Origin of the sequence: Massilia agilis, assembly GCF_024756255.1 — a bacterium.
Classification (GTDB): Bacteria; Pseudomonadota; Gammaproteobacteria; order Burkholderiales; family Burkholderiaceae_D; genus Telluria; species Telluria agilis.
Genome location: NZ_JANUHB010000005.1, coordinates 63045 through 77423 on the forward strand (window position 1 = coordinate 63045; position 14379 = coordinate 77423).

18 protein-coding genes are annotated in these 14379 nt (G+C 64.2%); 10 read left to right on the forward strand and 8 right to left on the reverse strand.

Annotation, left to right across the window (positions count from 1 at the left end; all coding sequences use genetic code 11):
• Complete coding sequence (locus NX774_RS18995) at window positions 1–714, forward strand: YggS family pyridoxal phosphate-dependent enzyme (RefSeq protein ID WP_258823847.1); 714 nt, start codon at window positions 1–3, stop codon at window positions 712–714.
• The gene (proC, locus tag NX774_RS19000; protein WP_258823848.1) at window positions 711–1532 is read left to right on the forward strand and encodes a pyrroline-5-carboxylate reductase; all 822 of its coding nucleotides are present in this window, start codon (window positions 711–713) and stop codon (window positions 1530–1532) included. The genes NX774_RS18995 and proC overlap by 4 nt, the downstream gene beginning before the upstream one ends.
• 118 nt (window positions 1533–1650) lie before the next feature.
• On the opposite strand, the gene NX774_RS19005 is transcribed toward proC, so the two are convergent.
• The 5 genes from NX774_RS19005 to NX774_RS19025 all read right to left on the reverse strand — a co-directional run bounded on the left by NX774_RS19005 (window position 1651) and on the right by NX774_RS19025 (window position 4635).
• A complete protein-coding gene (locus NX774_RS19005) occupies window positions 1651–1950 on the reverse strand; it encodes a hypothetical protein (RefSeq protein WP_258823849.1) in 300 nt (99 codons plus the stop codon).
• Window positions 1943–2320, reverse strand: coding sequence for a phage holin family protein (locus NX774_RS19010; RefSeq protein WP_258823850.1), 378 nt, complete (start codon window positions 2318–2320; stop codon window positions 1943–1945). Before NX774_RS19010 ends, NX774_RS19005 begins: the two co-directional genes overlap by 8 nt.
• Window position 2321: 1 nt before the next feature.
• Window positions 2322–2642 carry an ElaB/YgaM/YqjD family protein gene (locus NX774_RS19015; RefSeq protein WP_258823851.1) on the reverse strand — a complete coding sequence of 107 codons (321 nt, stop codon included), beginning with the start codon at window positions 2640–2642 and terminating at the stop codon, window positions 2322–2324.
• Between the two features lie 70 nt (window positions 2643–2712).
• Window positions 2713–3567: a 4-hydroxybenzoate octaprenyltransferase gene (gene ubiA, locus NX774_RS19020; protein WP_258823852.1), complete on the reverse strand. Its 855-nt coding sequence runs from the start codon at window positions 3565–3567 to the stop codon at window positions 2713–2715.
• A 126-nt stretch (window positions 3568–3693) separates the two neighbouring features.
• Window positions 3694–4635 carry a hydrogen peroxide-inducible genes activator gene (locus NX774_RS19025; RefSeq protein ID WP_258823853.1) on the reverse strand — a complete coding sequence of 314 codons (942 nt, stop codon included), beginning with the start codon at window positions 4633–4635 and terminating at the stop codon, window positions 3694–3696.
• A 140-nt stretch (window positions 4636–4775) separates the two neighbouring features.
• Between NX774_RS19025 and NX774_RS19030 the strand changes: the two genes are divergently transcribed.
• Together NX774_RS19030 and rfaE2 are read left to right on the forward strand one after the other, a co-directional pair.
• Window positions 4776–5972 (forward strand): PilT/PilU family type 4a pilus ATPase, encoded by a 1197-nt coding sequence (locus NX774_RS19030; protein ID WP_258823854.1) that lies wholly within the window; start codon window positions 4776–4778, stop codon window positions 5970–5972.
• 1 nt (window position 5973) lies between these two features.
• Window positions 5974–6453, forward strand: coding sequence for a D-glycero-beta-D-manno-heptose 1-phosphate adenylyltransferase (gene rfaE2 / locus NX774_RS19035; RefSeq protein ID WP_258823855.1), 480 nt, complete (start codon window positions 5974–5976; stop codon window positions 6451–6453).
• A gap of 172 nt (window positions 6454–6625) precedes the next feature.
• Here the strand turns inward: rfaE2 and trmL are convergent, their stop codons facing one another.
• Window positions 6626–7096: a tRNA (uridine(34)/cytosine(34)/5-carboxymethylaminomethyluridine(34)-2'-O)-methyltransferase TrmL gene (gene trmL / locus NX774_RS19040; RefSeq protein WP_258823856.1), complete on the reverse strand. Its 471-nt coding sequence runs from the start codon at window positions 7094–7096 to the stop codon at window positions 6626–6628.
• Between the two features lie 19 nt (window positions 7097–7115).
• Window positions 7116–7850, reverse strand: a complete 735-nt coding sequence (locus NX774_RS19045; protein WP_258823857.1) for a ComF family protein — start codon at window positions 7848–7850, stop codon at window positions 7116–7118.
• A gap of 61 nt (window positions 7851–7911) precedes the next feature.
• Between NX774_RS19045 and NX774_RS19050 the strand changes: the two genes are divergently transcribed.
• The 6 genes from NX774_RS19050 to NX774_RS19075 all read left to right on the forward strand — a co-directional run bounded on the left by NX774_RS19050 (window position 7912) and on the right by NX774_RS19075 (window position 13980).
• Complete coding sequence (locus tag NX774_RS19050) at window positions 7912–8826, forward strand: methyltransferase domain-containing protein (protein ID WP_258823858.1); 915 nt, start codon at window positions 7912–7914, stop codon at window positions 8824–8826.
• Window positions 8827–9213: 387 nt separating this feature from the next.
• Entirely contained in the window at window positions 9214–10401 is a 1188-nt protein-coding gene (gene coxB, locus NX774_RS19055; protein ID WP_258823859.1) for a cytochrome c oxidase subunit II, read from the forward strand.
• A 35-nt stretch (window positions 10402–10436) separates the two neighbouring features.
• Complete coding sequence (gene ctaD / locus NX774_RS19060) at window positions 10437–12032, forward strand: cytochrome c oxidase subunit I (protein ID WP_258823860.1); 1596 nt, start codon at window positions 10437–10439, stop codon at window positions 12030–12032.
• Window positions 12033–12170: 138 nt separating this feature from the next.
• Complete coding sequence (locus tag NX774_RS19065; RefSeq protein WP_258824073.1) at window positions 12171–12707, forward strand: cytochrome c oxidase assembly protein; 537 nt, start codon at window positions 12171–12173, stop codon at window positions 12705–12707.
• Entirely contained in the window at window positions 12707–12922 is a 216-nt protein-coding gene (locus tag NX774_RS19070; RefSeq protein WP_370660458.1) for a DUF2970 domain-containing protein, read from the forward strand. Before NX774_RS19065 ends, NX774_RS19070 begins: the two co-directional genes overlap by 1 nt.
• Window positions 12923–13116: 194 nt before the next feature.
• On the forward strand, window positions 13117–13980 hold the full coding sequence (locus NX774_RS19075) for a cytochrome c oxidase subunit 3 (protein WP_258823861.1): 864 nt from the start codon (window positions 13117–13119) through the stop codon (window positions 13978–13980).
• Window positions 13981–14162: 182 nt separating this feature from the next.
• On the opposite strand, the gene NX774_RS19080 is transcribed toward NX774_RS19075, so the two are convergent.
• A complete protein-coding gene (locus tag NX774_RS19080) occupies window positions 14163–14366 on the reverse strand; it encodes a twin transmembrane helix small protein (RefSeq protein ID WP_258823862.1) in 204 nt (67 codons plus the stop codon).
• Between the last annotated feature and the right edge of the window lie 13 nt (window positions 14367–14379).

A 14379-nucleotide genomic window follows, 5' to 3' on the forward strand; every position in this document is an offset into this window, starting at 1 on the left:
ATGTCCACAATCAGCAGCAAGCTCCATGACGTTGACGCCACAATCAAAGCCGCCGCGCAGGCCGCGGGACGTGCGCCCGACAGCGTGACCCTGCTGGCCGTGTCGAAAACCTTCGGGCCCGACGCGGTGCTCGAAGCGATCGACGCCGGGCAGCGCGCATTCGGCGAGAACTACCTGCAGGAGGCGCTGGACAAGATCGAGGCCGTGGCGCAGGCGGCGCCTGGCGTGGCGCTGGAGTGGCACTTCATCGGTCCGATCCAGAGCAACAAGACGCGGCCCATCGCCACCCATTTCGCATGGGTGCACACGGTGGACCGCCTGAAGATCGCGCAGCGGTTGTCCGAACAGCGGCCGGCCGAAATGGGGCCGCTCAACATCTGCCTGCAGGTGAACATCAGCGGCGAAGAGACCAAGAGCGGCGTGACCGAGGCCGACTTGCCCGCGCTGGCGCGGCAGGTGGCGGGCCTGCCAAATTTGCGCCTGCGCGGGCTGATGGCGATCCCGGAACCGGAACAAGACCCGGACAAACAGCACGCCCCGTTCCGGCGCATGCGCGAACTGCTCGAACAGCTGCGCGGCGAAGGGCTCGAACTGGATACGCTGTCGATGGGCATGTCGGGCGACATGGCCGCGGCGGTGGCCGAAGGCGCGACCATCGTTCGCGTCGGCAGCGCGATTTTCGGCGCGCGCAACTATAACAAGGTGAAGGAATGAAGATCAGTTTTATCGGCGGCGGCAATATGGCCTCCGCGCTTATCGCGGGCCTGGTGGGCAGGCTTGCAGCGGGGCCGGACATCCAGGTGGTGGACCCGAACAGCGAGGCGCTGCACAGGCTCAATGGGCAGTATGGTGTGAACACGGCCGAGACGATCGGCGCGCGCGTGGGCGAAAGCGAAGTAGTGGTGCTGGCCGTGAAGCCGCAGCAGATGCGCGAGGTGGCCGCGGCGCTGCGGCCGCAGCTGGCGCAATCGCGGCCGCTGGTGCTGTCGATCGCGGCCGGCATTCGCGGCGCGGATTTGTCGCGCTGGCTGGGCGATTACGGCGCCATCGTGCGCTGCATGCCCAACACGCCGGCCCTGGTGGGCATGGGCGTCACCGGCATGGTCGCCATGCCGGGCGTGAGCGAGAAGCAGAAGGCAGCGGCCGACAGCATCCTGCGCGCGGTCGGCAAGACGGTGTGGCTGGCTGACGAATCGCTGATCGACCCGGTGACGGGCGTGTCGGGCAGCGGACCGGCGTATGTTTTCTACTTCATGGAAGCGATGCAGCAGGCGGCGCTGGAGCTGGGCCTGTCGGCCGAGCAGGGCAAGGAGCTGGCGCTCGAAACCTTCCGTGGCGCGGCGCAGCTGGCGGCGCAATCGAGCGAGCCGGTCGAGGTGCTGCGCGAGCGCGTGACCTCCAAGGGCGGCACCACCTACGCGGCGATCACGAGCATGGAGCAGGCCGGCGTGAAGCAGGCGATTGTGGAAGCAGTGAAGGCAGCCGCGGCGCGTGGCCGCGAGCTGGGGGAACAGATGGGCAGGGATGCTTGAGCGGTCTGCGCCGACACGGTTTGAACGCGTGGGCAGAATCTGCCCACCCTACGAAATCCGGTAGGGTGGGCGGCTCTGCCGCCCACGCGTTCAACCAGCTTTAGACGGGACGCACCGCTTAAGCTTGGGAACCAGGCCGTGCCAACAGCGGCAGCACCTTCTGCGCCACCTTCCACAGCGACAGGCCGGCAGCGGCCAGCTTCAGCACGCGCTTGGGCCGCGTGACGGCAAGGCCAAGCGCCACGCCCGCCACCGCGAGTACCACGGGCTTGTTCGCGGCGACAAAGCCGCCAACGCCCGCGCCGCCGAAAGGCGTCTTGAGCGCTGCCACTTCCTCGGCCAGGAACCCGCGCTGCAGCGCGCACAGTTCAATCAGTTCGGCGCGTCGCTGCGCCAGCGAGACAGCTTCTTTACTCACTTGCATGCCCCGCGCCGGTGATGAAATCGAGATCGTTGCGCAGCTCTTTGCGCGTCGCTTCGAACAGCGCCGGCTTTGCCGCAAAGCTGGCCTGCACGCGGTTCAGGATGACGAAACCGGCAAGTGCCAGCAGCACCGCCATCGCGCCCACGGCGGCCAGGCGGTAGCTGTCCCAGAACAGCAGCACGACGAACAGCGCGGCAAACAGCACCGCGCCGGCGCCCAGCAGCACCGCCATCAGCGTCCAGGCCAGGTAGCCGGACAGGCGACGCGCCTCCTCCTGCACTTCCACGGCCGCCAGTTCCAGCCGTGTGTGCAGCATGGCGACCAGCGTCGCCCCGATGCGGCCTACCGCCGCCCCGAGTGCCATCTTACTTGCGTGCGATGAGCATGCCGATGACCACGCCCACGGCGGCGCCCAGGCCAACGGCCTTCCACGGATTTTCCTTCACGTAGTCGTCGGTGGCCTTGGCGGCAACCTTGGCTTTTTCGACCGCAGCCTGCTCCAGGCGGATCAGGTCGTCCTTGGCGTTGACCAGGGTGCGCTCGAACTTGGCCTTGGCGGCCTTCAGTTCTTCGCCCGACAGCTGGCTGCCATGGCGCAGCCAGGCTTCGGCATCGGAGATCACGGTTTTCAGGTCGGTCATCAGCTGGTCGCGTGCGCCAGTCTGGGTGGGGATTCGTTCCATCATAAGAGCCTCGTTGTGTTAAATGCCAGGGCCCGGTGATTGCAATTCGCACCGGGGTGTATTCCGGACAATATTATCCTAATGCATAGTCTAGCGCGACACCAGCGAACACGGCCGCACCCAACCAGTTGTTGTGGCGGAAGGCGGCAAAGCAACGCATGCGGTCGCGGTCGCGGATCAGGAAATAGTGGTAGATCGCCATGGCCGCCGCAACGGCGATGCCGCCGACGAACCACCAGCGCAGGCCAAGCAGCCAGCCGCAGACGAGATCGATTCCCAGCGCGGCCGCGTAGCACAGCATCACGGCGGCCACGTCGTAGCGGCCAAAGGTGATGGCCGAGGTCTTGATGCCGATCTTCAGGTCGTCATCGCGATCCACCATCGCGTATTCGGTATCGTACGCAACAGCCCAGAAAATATTGGCAACCAGCAGCCACCAGGCCACGGCCGGCACTTCGCCCTGCACGGCCGCGAAGGCCATCGGGATGCCGAAGCCGAACGCGATGCCCAGGTAGGCCTGCGGGATGGCGAAGAAGCGCTTGAAATAGGGGTAGGTGCCGGCCACGATCACGGCGACCACGGACAGCTCTTTGGTCAGCGCGTTCAGGGGCAGGATCAGCAGGAAGGAGATGACGGACAGCGCCGCGGCAATCGCCACCGCTTCCCACGCCCTGATGCGGCCGCTGGTGAGCGGGCGTTCGGCGGTGCGCTTGACGTGCAGGTCGAAGTCACGGTCGGCGTAGTCGTTGATCGCGCAGCCGGCCGAGCGCATCAGCGCGGTGCCAACGACGAAGATGACGATGTACAGTGGATCGGGCTTGCCGCCGGCGGCCATCCACAACGCCCACAGCGTCGGCCACAAGAGGAGGAGGATGCCGATCGGCTTGTCGGCACGGACCAGGCGGAGATACAGCGCCAGTTTGCTCATGGGGTGAATCGACTGTTGTGCAGAAGACAGGGATTGTACTCCGCGCAGCCGGTAGGGTGGGCTCTTGAGCCCACGCCGTTTTACGCGCCGCGTGCCCAACGCGTGGGCTCGAGAGCCCACCCTACGTCACGCAGCTTCCGCCACCGACACCATCTGCACACCCGGCAACTCGCACTCGCCCACCGCCTTGCAAATCGCATCGATCGCCGCGCGCCGGGTAAAGCTCTTGCGCCAGGCGATGACCACGCGGCGCGACGGTACCGGCGGGGCGAACGGCACGAAGGCGATCATCCCGTTCGGATCGTGCATGTCGCGTACCGATGCGCGCGGCAGCACCGTCAGGCCAATGCCGCTGGCCACCATGTGCCGGATCGTCTCGAGCGACGAGCCTTCGAAGGTGCGCTGCATGCCGTTGCCGCCGGACGCGAAGCGCGCCATCTCCGGGCACACTTCCAGCACCTGGTCGCGGAAGCAGTGCCCGCTGCCCAGGAGCAGCATGGTTTCCTGCTTCAGGTCCTCGGCCGGAATCTCCTTGCGGGTGGCCCACGGGTGGTTCTTCGGCACCGCCACCACGAACGGTTCGTCGTACAGCGGCTGCACCATCAAGCCCTGCTCGGGCAGGGGCAGGGCCATGATCGCGGCATCCAGTTCGCCCTGGCGCAGCTGCTCGATCAGCTTGACCGTGAAATTCTCCTGCAGGATCAGCGGCATCTGCGGGGCCGTATCGATCATGGTCTTGACCAGTGGCGGCAGCAGGTAGGGCGCGATGGTGTAGATCACGCCCAGGCGCAGCGGGCCGGCCAGCGGGTCCTTGTTCTGCTTGGCCAGCTCCTTGATGGCCGCGGTCTGCTCCAGCACGCGTTCGGCCTGCGCCACGATCTGCGCGCCAATTGGTGTCACCGACACTTCCGAGCCGCCGCGCTCGAACAGCGTCACCCCCAGTTCGTCCTCGAGCTTCTTGATCGCAACCGACAGCGTGGGCTGGGCGACGAAGCAGGCCTCGGCGGCGTGGCCGAAATGCCGGGCACGCGCCACGGCAACGATGTATTTGAGTTCGGTGAGAGTCATAGGGCCCGGTCGGTCGTATTTGTATTGGAACAACACCGAGTTGGTAATGGTCAGCCAGGAAATACTATTTTACCGGGAATCATAGTCGATATAATTGCCGGGCTGCCGTTTTGCCCGACCCCACCATTAGAAAGGCGCGCATGTCCTCGACCTTTGGCCCGGCGGAAGCCCAGGCTTACATCCACAAACTGCTGACCGTCATGAATCACCAGGGCGGTTCGGACCTGTTCATTTCCGCCGACTTCCCGCCGAGCATGAAGCACCAGGGCGCGATGAAGCCGCTGTCTCAGCAAAAGCTCACCGGCGAGGTCACGCGCGCGCTGGCCAATTCGCTGATGAACGAGCGCCAGCGTGCCGAGTTTGAGGCAGAGATGGAGTGCAACTTCGCGATCTCGCTGCCCAACGTGTGCCGCTTCCGGGTCAATGTGTTCATGCAGCAGCAGAACGTGGCCATGGTGGTCCGCACCATCGCTTCCGAGATCCCGAACTTCGAGAAGCTCGACCTGCCCGAAGTGCTCAAGGATGTCATCATGACCAAGCGCGGCCTGGTGCTGGTGGTGGGCGGCACCGGTTCGGGCAAATCGACCACGCTGGCGGCGATGATCGACTATCGGAACACGAATTCGGCGGGCCACATCATCACGGTGGAAGACCCGGTCGAGTACGTGCACAAGAACAAGGGCTGCCTAATCACGCACCGCGAAGTGGGCGTGGACACGCTGTCGTGGCACAACGCGCTGAAGAACACGCTGCGCCAGGCGCCGGACGTGATCCTGATCGGTGAGATCCGCGACACGGAAACGATGGAGCATGCGATCGCGTTCGCCGAAACCGGCCACCTGTGCCTGGGCACGCTGCACGCCAACAACGCGAACCAGACGATGGACCGGATCATCAACTTCTTCCCGGAAGAGCGGCGCAACCAGCTGCTGTCCGACCTGTCGTCGAACCTGCGCGCGATCATCTCGCAGCGCCTGGTGCGCACGGAAGACGGCAAGGGCCGCAAGGCCGCCATCGAGATTTTGCTGAACACGGCGACGATCAGCGAGATGATCTTGAAGGGCAACTTCCAGAACATCAAGGAAATCATGCACAAGTCGCGCGAGCTGGGCATGTGCACGTTTGACCAGGCGCTGTACGACCTGTACAACAAGGGTTTGATCAGCTACGACGAGGCGATCCGCAACGCCGACTCGGCCAACGGCCTGCGCCTGCAGATCAAGCTGCATGGCGACCGCAAGGAGCCGGGCGACGAGGGCGGCGGCGGTGGCGGGCTGGGCCTGTCGCTGCAAGAGGAGCCGGAAGAGGAAGACAACAGCGAGGCGCCGAAGACCTGATATGCCAGCATTCGAAAACAAGATCTGCACCCGCGCCGAATTGAAGGCGCGCGTGGCCGCACTGCCCAAGCCGGTGGTGCTCACCAACGGCGTGTTCGACATCCTGCACCGCGGGCACGTGACCTACCTGGCACAGGCGCGCGAGCTGGGCGCCTCGCTGGTGGTGGCGGTCAACACCGACGCCTCGGTCAAGCGCCTGGGCAAGGGCGACGACCGGCCGCTCAACACCATGGCCGACCGCGCTGCCGTGCTGGCCGCGCTGGAATCGGTGAGCCTGGTGGTTGAGTTCGACGAGGACACGGCGCTGGAAGTGGTGCAGGAGGCGCGGCCCGACATCTACGCCAAGGGCGGCGATTATGTGATGACCGAGATCCCGGAGGGCAAGGCCGTGATTGGCTACGGCGGCACCGCCGTGGCAATCGATTTCGAGCACGACCGTTCGACCACCAAGCTGCTGGCGAAGGTGCGCGCGTATTCGTGATTGCGAGCGAAGCACGAGACGCCGAGCGTCGCCGAGCATCGCAGTAACAATGCAGCGTCATCCCGGCGAACGCCGGGATCCATGCTGATTGTGAGGTGTTGTCAGCGTCTGCCACTGCCGAACCTCAGCATGGGTCCCGGCGTTCGCCGGGACGACGGCAGATGTTTTACAACTATGATCCGCCGGCGAAGCCGTTCTGGCGCCAGGCTTCGTACACGACGACGGCCACCGTGTTCGACAGGTTCAGGCTGCGGTTGCCCGGCCGCATCGGCAAGCGGATGCGCTGCGCGGCCGGGAACGACTCGCGCAGCGCCGGGTCCAGCCCGCGCGACTCGGCGCCAAAGATGAAGAAGTCGCCTGGCCTGAACTGTACGTCGGCAAACGGCGACGAACCGTGGGTGGTCATCGCGAACATGCGCGCCGGGTCGGGTTGGACCTCGGCCAGAAAGGCCGCCCAGTTCTTATGCACCTTCATGGTCGCGTAATCGTGGTAATCCAACCCGGCGCGGCGCATCTTGGCATTGTCCAGCGGAAAGCCGAGCGGCTCGATCAGGTGCAGCTGCGCGCCCGTGTTGGCGCACAGGCGGATGATGTTGCCCGTGTTGGGCGGGATCTCGGGTTCGACCAGAACGACGTGAAACAAAACACTCTCCTCAACGAATTCAACGGGGTGGCGTGCGCGCGAACACCAGGTTGGTCACGCGCCCCGCGCCAGCTTGCTTGAGCGTGGACGCCAGCTCGTCCAGCGTGCTGCCGGTCGTCATCACGTCGTCCACGATGCCGACATGGCGGCCGGCCACCGCGTCCATCATCTGCGGCGCGACCGAAAAAACGCCCCGGATGTTGCGCTTGCGTTCCCCCGGCGCCACGCCCGACTGCGCCCGCGTATCCACCTCACGCAGCGCCAGCCGCGCCTGCAGCGGCACGCCCAGCGACCGTGCCAGCGGCCGGGCAATTTCCAGCGCCTGGTTGAAGCCGCGCTCGACCAGCCGCTGCGGTCCCAGCGGCACCGGGCACAGCAGGTCCGGCAGCGCGGGGCCGGCCTGGGCCAGCGCCGCGTCGCGCAGCAGCTGCGCAAACCACGGCGCCAAGGCGAGCTGGCTGGCAAACTTGAGCTGCAATACGAGCTGGTCCAGCGGCGCCGCGTAGTCGGCCGCCACCACGGTGGCGTCGAAGGCCGGCGGGTCGGCCAGGCAGGCGCCGCACAGTGGCGCGGGCGCGGGCAGCGGGTTGGCGCAACGCGCGCAGCGGGCACGCTCGCTCACGTACTGCGCGTGGCAATCCGTGCACACGACATGCCCGCAGGCCTGGCCGCACAGCGCGCAGCACGACGGCAGCAAGGCCTGCGCCAGCGCGCGTGGCCAGCGGTGCCACCACAAGCGCAGGCGGTCGGGCATCGGCTCGTCTTCCCACAAACATGTACACTCCCGCCATTATCTCACCTGAACGCAACACAACATGGCTTCTCCCCAATCCTCGTCCAAAATGAGCGCGCCCATCGACATGGCGTGCGTCCGCCAGCTGTTTTCCCGTCCCGTCCGCGTTGCCGAATCGAATTTCCTGCGGCGCGAGATCGCCGCCCGCATGCACGAGCGGCTGGCGCTGGTGAAGATCGCACCCGAGCGCGTACTCGACGCCGGCTGCGGCTCGGGCGAGGACCTGGCCCTGTTACAGAAAACCTATCCGGCCGCCCAGATCGTCGGCGTCGATGCGGCCCCCGCGCTACTGGCTGCCGCCAAGGGGCCGGCGCCGCGTCCGCTGAACCAGCTGCTCAGCCGCTTGATGCCGGCCAAGACCGGTGTTGACCTGCTCAGTGGCGACTTCGGCAACCTGCCGCTGGGACCGAACTCGATCGACCTTGTGTGGTCGAATCTCGCGCTTCATTGGCATCCCCAGCCCGACAAGGTGTTTGCCGAGTGGCGGCGCGTGTTGCGGGTGGAGGGCTTGCTGATGTTCTCCAATTTCGGTCCGGATACTTTCAAGGAACTGCGCACGGCCTTTGCGGCCCTGGATGAAACCCCGCACGCCTTGCCGTTCGTGGACATGCACGATTTTGGCGACCAGCTGGTGGAGGCCGGCTTTTCCACGCCGGTGATGGACATGGAGCAGATCACGGTCACCTACGACACGGCGGCCGCCCTGCTGGCAGACGTGCGCGCGCTGGGCGGCAACCCGCTGGCCACCCGCCGCCGCGGCTTGATCGGGCGCGCCGCCTGGCAACGGATGCTGGCGGCGCTGGAAGCGCAGCGCCGCCCCGACGGCAAGCTGGGTCTTACCTTCGAGGTGGTGTACGGCCATGCGTTCCGTCCGGTGCCCAAGAAAACGGCAACCGGCGAAGCGATCGTCCGGTTCCAGCCGCGCCCACCGCAGTAAGCGTCGCGTAAGAATTTTGCAAGATCTGCGTCAGCCCAGTGTAAGATTGGTGAAGTGCAAACTTGCTGCCAAGACTAATTTTCTTGAATAAATGTTAGTGAGTTGCGTATAATCAAAGACAATTTCTTCCGACTGTGGTAGCAGCACGCTGGAAATAAAAGCAGTAACGGCGTTAGAGTCGGACTGAAGTACAGCATTTGCAAGAATCAGTGGTCATGCGGTGGGAGTGTTTCGCGGATCAATGATGGGCTCCTGCCAAGCCGCAGTGCGTTGTATTGCTGCGCGTGTCGGCCGCGGGCCTTTTGCAAGAGGTGTTGCGGGCCGGCAGTCAGTCATCGTTGCCGAGCCATTAAAAAATTATTATTTTTTTGGGTGGTTGGGGACAACATGACATATGCAAAGCGACTTCAAGCTCTGATGCTCGGCCTCGCAGTATCGGCCAGTATCCCAGCTTTGGCAGAACCTGTTATCACTGGGCGGCCAGTTGAGCACCAACTGAACTTGCAGCTCCCGGTGACCGGCATCGGCGAAGAAGTCTATAACCTGCACAACTACATGATGCTGGTCTGCCTGGTGATCTTCATCGGCGTGTTCGGCGTCATGTTCTATTCGGTGTTCAAGCACCGCAAATCGCTGGGCCACAAGCCCGCCACCTTCCACGAATCGACCGCCGTCGAAATCGCCTGGACCGTCGTGCCGTTCCTGATCGTGATCGGCATGGCCCTGCCGGCCACCCGCACCGTGGTCGCGATGAAAGACACCTCCAATGCCGACCTGACCATCAAGGCCACCGGCATGCAGTGGAAGTGGGGCTACGACTACCTGAAGGGCGAAGGCGAGGGCATCTCCTTCCTGTCCAACCTGTCCACCCCGCGCGCGCTCGTGGGCGGCCCGGGCGTCGAGCCGGTCGGCCAGCGCAACGAAAACTACCTGCTCGAGGTGGACAATGAGGTGGTCGTGCCGGTCAACAAGAAGGTGCGCCTGATCACGACTGCCAACGACGTCATCCACTCGTGGACCATCCCGGCCTTCGCCGTCAAGCAAGACGCGATTCCCGGCTTCGTGCGCGACACCTGGTTCAAGGCCGACCAGATCGGCACCTATCGCGGCAACTGCGTCGAACTGTGCGGAAAGGACCACGCGTTCATGCCGATCGTCGTGAAAGTGGTTTCGGCCGAGGACTACACCAAGTGGGTCAACGACAAGAAGGCCGCCATGGCCGCCAGCGCCGACGACGCCACCAAGACCTGGACGCTGGACGAGCTCAAGACCCGCGGCGAAAAGGTGTACACCACCAACTGCGTGGCTTGCCACCAGGCCAACGGCAAGGGCGTGCCGAACGCGTTCGCGTCGCTGGACGGCTCGCCGGTGGTCAACGGCCCCAAGGCCGAGCAGATCAACGTGCTCCTGAACGGCAAGCACAGCGGCAAGTTCCCGTCGGCCATGCCGGCCTGGAAGCAGCTGTCGGATACCGAGATCGCCTCGGTGATCACGTACACCCGCAACAGCTGGGGCAACAAAGCAGCTGAAAACATCGTACAGCCGGCCGAAGTGATGGCTGCCCGTAGCAAGTGATACGCAAGTAGAACAAAGATTGCCAGGACACTGATATGACTTCCAGCACACTCGATCACGCACACGATCACGCTCACGATCACGCGCACGACCACCCGACCGGCATGCGCCGTTGGCTGTTCGCCACCAACCACAAGGACATCGGCACCCTGTACCTCTGGTTCTCGCTCACCATGCTGATGTCCGGCGGGGTGCTGGCGCTGATGATCCGCTCCGAGCTGTTCAAGCCCGGCCTGCAGTTCTTCCAGCCCGAATTCTTCAACCAGCTCACCACCATGCACGGCGTGGTGATGGTGTTCGGCGCGATCATGCCGGCCTTCGTGGGCTTCGCCAACTGGATGATCCCGCTGCAGATCGGCGCGTCCGACATGGCGTTTGCGCGCATGAACAACTTCTCGTTCTGGCTGCTGCCGCCGGCCGCGCTGCTGCTGGCCGCCTCGTTCTTCGTGCCGGGCGGCGCCACCGCCGCCGGCTGGACCCTGTATGCGCCGCTGACCGCGCAGATGGGGCCGGGCATGGACATGGCGATCTTCGCGCTGCACATCATGGGCGCCTCGTCGATCATGGGTTCGATCAACATCATCGTCACCATCCTGAACATGCGCGCCCCGGGCATGACCCTGATGAAGATGCCGATGTTCTGCTGGACCTGGCTGATCACCGCCTACCTGCTGATCGCCGTGATGCCGGTGCTGGCAGGCGCGATCACCATGACGCTGACCGACCGCCACTTCGGCACCACCTTCTTCAACGCTGCCGGTGGCGGCGACCCGGTCATGTACCAGCACATCTTCTGGTTCTTCGGCCACCCCGAGGTCTACATCATGATCCTGCCGGCGTTCGGCATCGTGTCGCAGATCATCCCGGCGTTCGCGCGCAAGCCGCTGTTCGGCTATGCCTCGATGGTGTACGCCACCGCCTCGATCGCGATCCTGTCGTTCATCGTTTGGGCGCACCACATGTTCACCACCGGCATGCCGGTGACCAGCCAGTTGTTCTTCATGTACGCCACCATGCTGATCGCGGTGCCGACCGGCGTGAAGGTGTTCAACTGGGTGGCCACCATGTGGCGCGGTTCGATGAGCTTTGAAACCCCGATGCTGTTTGCCGTGGGCTTCATCTTCGTGTTCACCATGGGCGGCTTCACCGGCCTGATCCTGGCCGTGACCCCGATCGACATCCAGCTGCAGGACACCTACTATGTGGTGGCGCACTTCCACTACGTGCTGGTGGCCGGCTCGCTGTTCGCCCTGTTCGCCGGCTTCTACTACTGGGCGCCGAAGTGGACCGGCCACATGTACCCGGAAGGCCGCGGCAAGTTCCACTTCTGGGCCTCGATCATCACCTTTAACATCACCTTCTTCCCGATGCACTTCCTGGGCCTGGCCGGCATGCCGCGCCGCTATGCGGACTACGCCGCCCAGTTCACCGATTTCAACAGCATCGCGACGATCGGCGCCTTCGGTTTCGGCCTGTCGCAGGCGTACTTCCTGTTCTTCGTGGTGCTGCCGACCATCCGCGGCGGCGCCAAGGCAGCGGACAAGCCATGGGAAGCGGCGGAAGGCCTGGAGTGGACCGTGCCGAGCCCGGCGCCGTTCCACACCTTCGAAACCCCGCCGCTGGTGAAGTAATGGACGCGCAAAGGAAAAGCAACACCAGGCTCGCATGGACCATCGCGGCGATCCCGCTGTTCTTCTTCGTGATGGTTTTCGTTAAACGCATCTGGTTCAACTGACGTGAGCAAAGAAGGCACCCGCACCGGCCGGTTGATGCACCTGAATCGCAGCACGCTCGGCAAGCTGGTTGTCATTGCCGTGGCGATGTTCGGGTTCGGCTATGCGTTGGTGCCGGTGTACCGGCAGATCTGCGAAGAGCTGGGCCTGAACGTGATCACGCAGAAGGACGGCACCGTGGCGCGCCCGGCCAACACCCAGGTGGACAAGTCGCGCACCGTGGTGGTCGAGCTGGACGGCAACGCGCAGGGACCGTGGCGTTTCCGCCCGACGCAAAACAGCGTCAGTGTGCACCCGGGCGAGCTGACCACGGTGACCTACGAGGTGGTCAACACGCAGGGCAGGACGGTGGCGGCGCAGGCGATCCCGAGCTACGCGCCGCAGTCGGCCACGCCGTACTTCAAGAAGGTCGAGTGCTTCTGCTTCAAGCAGCAGACGCTGGGCCCGAACGAGGCGCGGCAAATGCCGGTCGTGTTCTTTATCGACCCCAAGCTGCCACGGGAAGTGAAGACCATCACGTTGTCGTACACGTTCTTCGAGATCGGCGGCGCGGTGGCAGTGAAGGAAGGATGATGATGGATCCGGACAAGCCGGTACAGCGCAAGGGAACGTTCGGCGCCACGATGAAGGCGGTGTTCTGGTCGTTCTTTGGCGTGCGCAAGCGCAAGGACTACGAGCACGATTCTGCCAACCTGAACCCGATCCACGTGATCATTGCGGCGCTGATCGGGGTGGTGCTGTTCATCGGCATCCTGATGACCGTGGTGCGGTTTGCGGTGTCGAAGTAGCGAATTACGAATAGAGGAACCCTAAAACAACGTCATCCCGGCGGAGGCCGGGATCCATAGACAGCGCGATCAGTGGCAAAGCCGCGTGTGACGCAAGCTCAGCATGGGTCCCGGCCTCCGCCGGGACGACGGAGCAGACAGTAGTGGTAGGAATTAGAGCAGCCAATTCAACAAATATAAGTTTGACTTAGGAGATGAAGATGAGTTTGCCACACACCGCGCCGTACTATTTCGTGCCGGGCCCGTCCCGTTGGCCGCTCGCTGCCGGCATGTCGATGCTCGTCACCATGGCGGGCGCATCGGGCTGGGTCAACGGCGCGTCCTGGGGGCCTGCCGTCAACATCGCCGGTATCCTGGCGATGCTGGTCGTGCTGTATTTCTGGTTCGGCGACGCGATCCGCGAGTCCGAAACGGGCAAGTACGGCGCCCGCATCGACAGCTCCTACCGCTGGTCGATGAGCTGGTTCATCTTCTCCGAGGTCATGTTCTTCGGCGCGTTCTTCGGCGCGCTGTTCTACGCGCGCTCGATCACCATGCCGTGGCTGGCCGACCTCGACCACAAGCTGCTGTGGCCGGATTTCGCCGGCCACTGGGGCAGCGTCGGCCCGGCCGGCACCGTGGAGCATTTCGAGACCATGGGCCCGTTCCCGATCCCGACCATCAACACGGCACTGCTGCTGACCTCGGGCGTGACCCTGACCATCGCCCACCACGCGCTGCGCGCCGGGCACCGCAGCAAGACCGCGTTCTGGCTGTTCCTGACCATCCTGCTGGGCGCGACCTTCATGGGCTTCCAGGCCTATGAATACCATCATGCGTACACCGAGCTGAACCTGAAGCTGTCGTCGGGCATCTACGGCTCGACCTTCTTCATGTTGACCGGCTTCCACGGTTTCCACGTGACGATGGGCGCGATCATGCTGTCGGTGATGCTGTACCGCGTGATGCGCGGCGACTTTACCCCCGAGAGCCACTTCGGCTTCGAAGGCGCGGCCTGGTACTGGCACTTCGTGGACGTGGTGTGGCTGGGGCTGTACGTTGTCGTGTATTGGATGTAAATCCGGGCCACGAACCCAAGCACGTCGTCCCCGCGCAGGCGGGGACCCATGCTGAGCATGCTGCGACGTTGCTTTGGCGTTGAAGGTACTGCACAAGGTCTATGGGTTCCCGCCTTCGCGGGAACGACGGGTCAAGGCCGGTGGTGAAGGGGACGAGTCCGTATTCGGCCGTCCCCGTTTCGTTAGTAAGGCAAGCCCTTCGGCTGGATCCAGCCCAGCTTGTACATGCCCAGCACGATGAGGAACAGGGTGATCGACAGCCCGACCCGCATCGCCAGGGCCTGCACCGTGCGGTTGCTCTTGCCCTTGTCGCGCATCAGGAAGAACAGGGCCGACCCGAGGCTCGCAAGGATCAGGGCGAAAGCGATCGCAACAAAGATTTTCATGGTCTGCCGGATA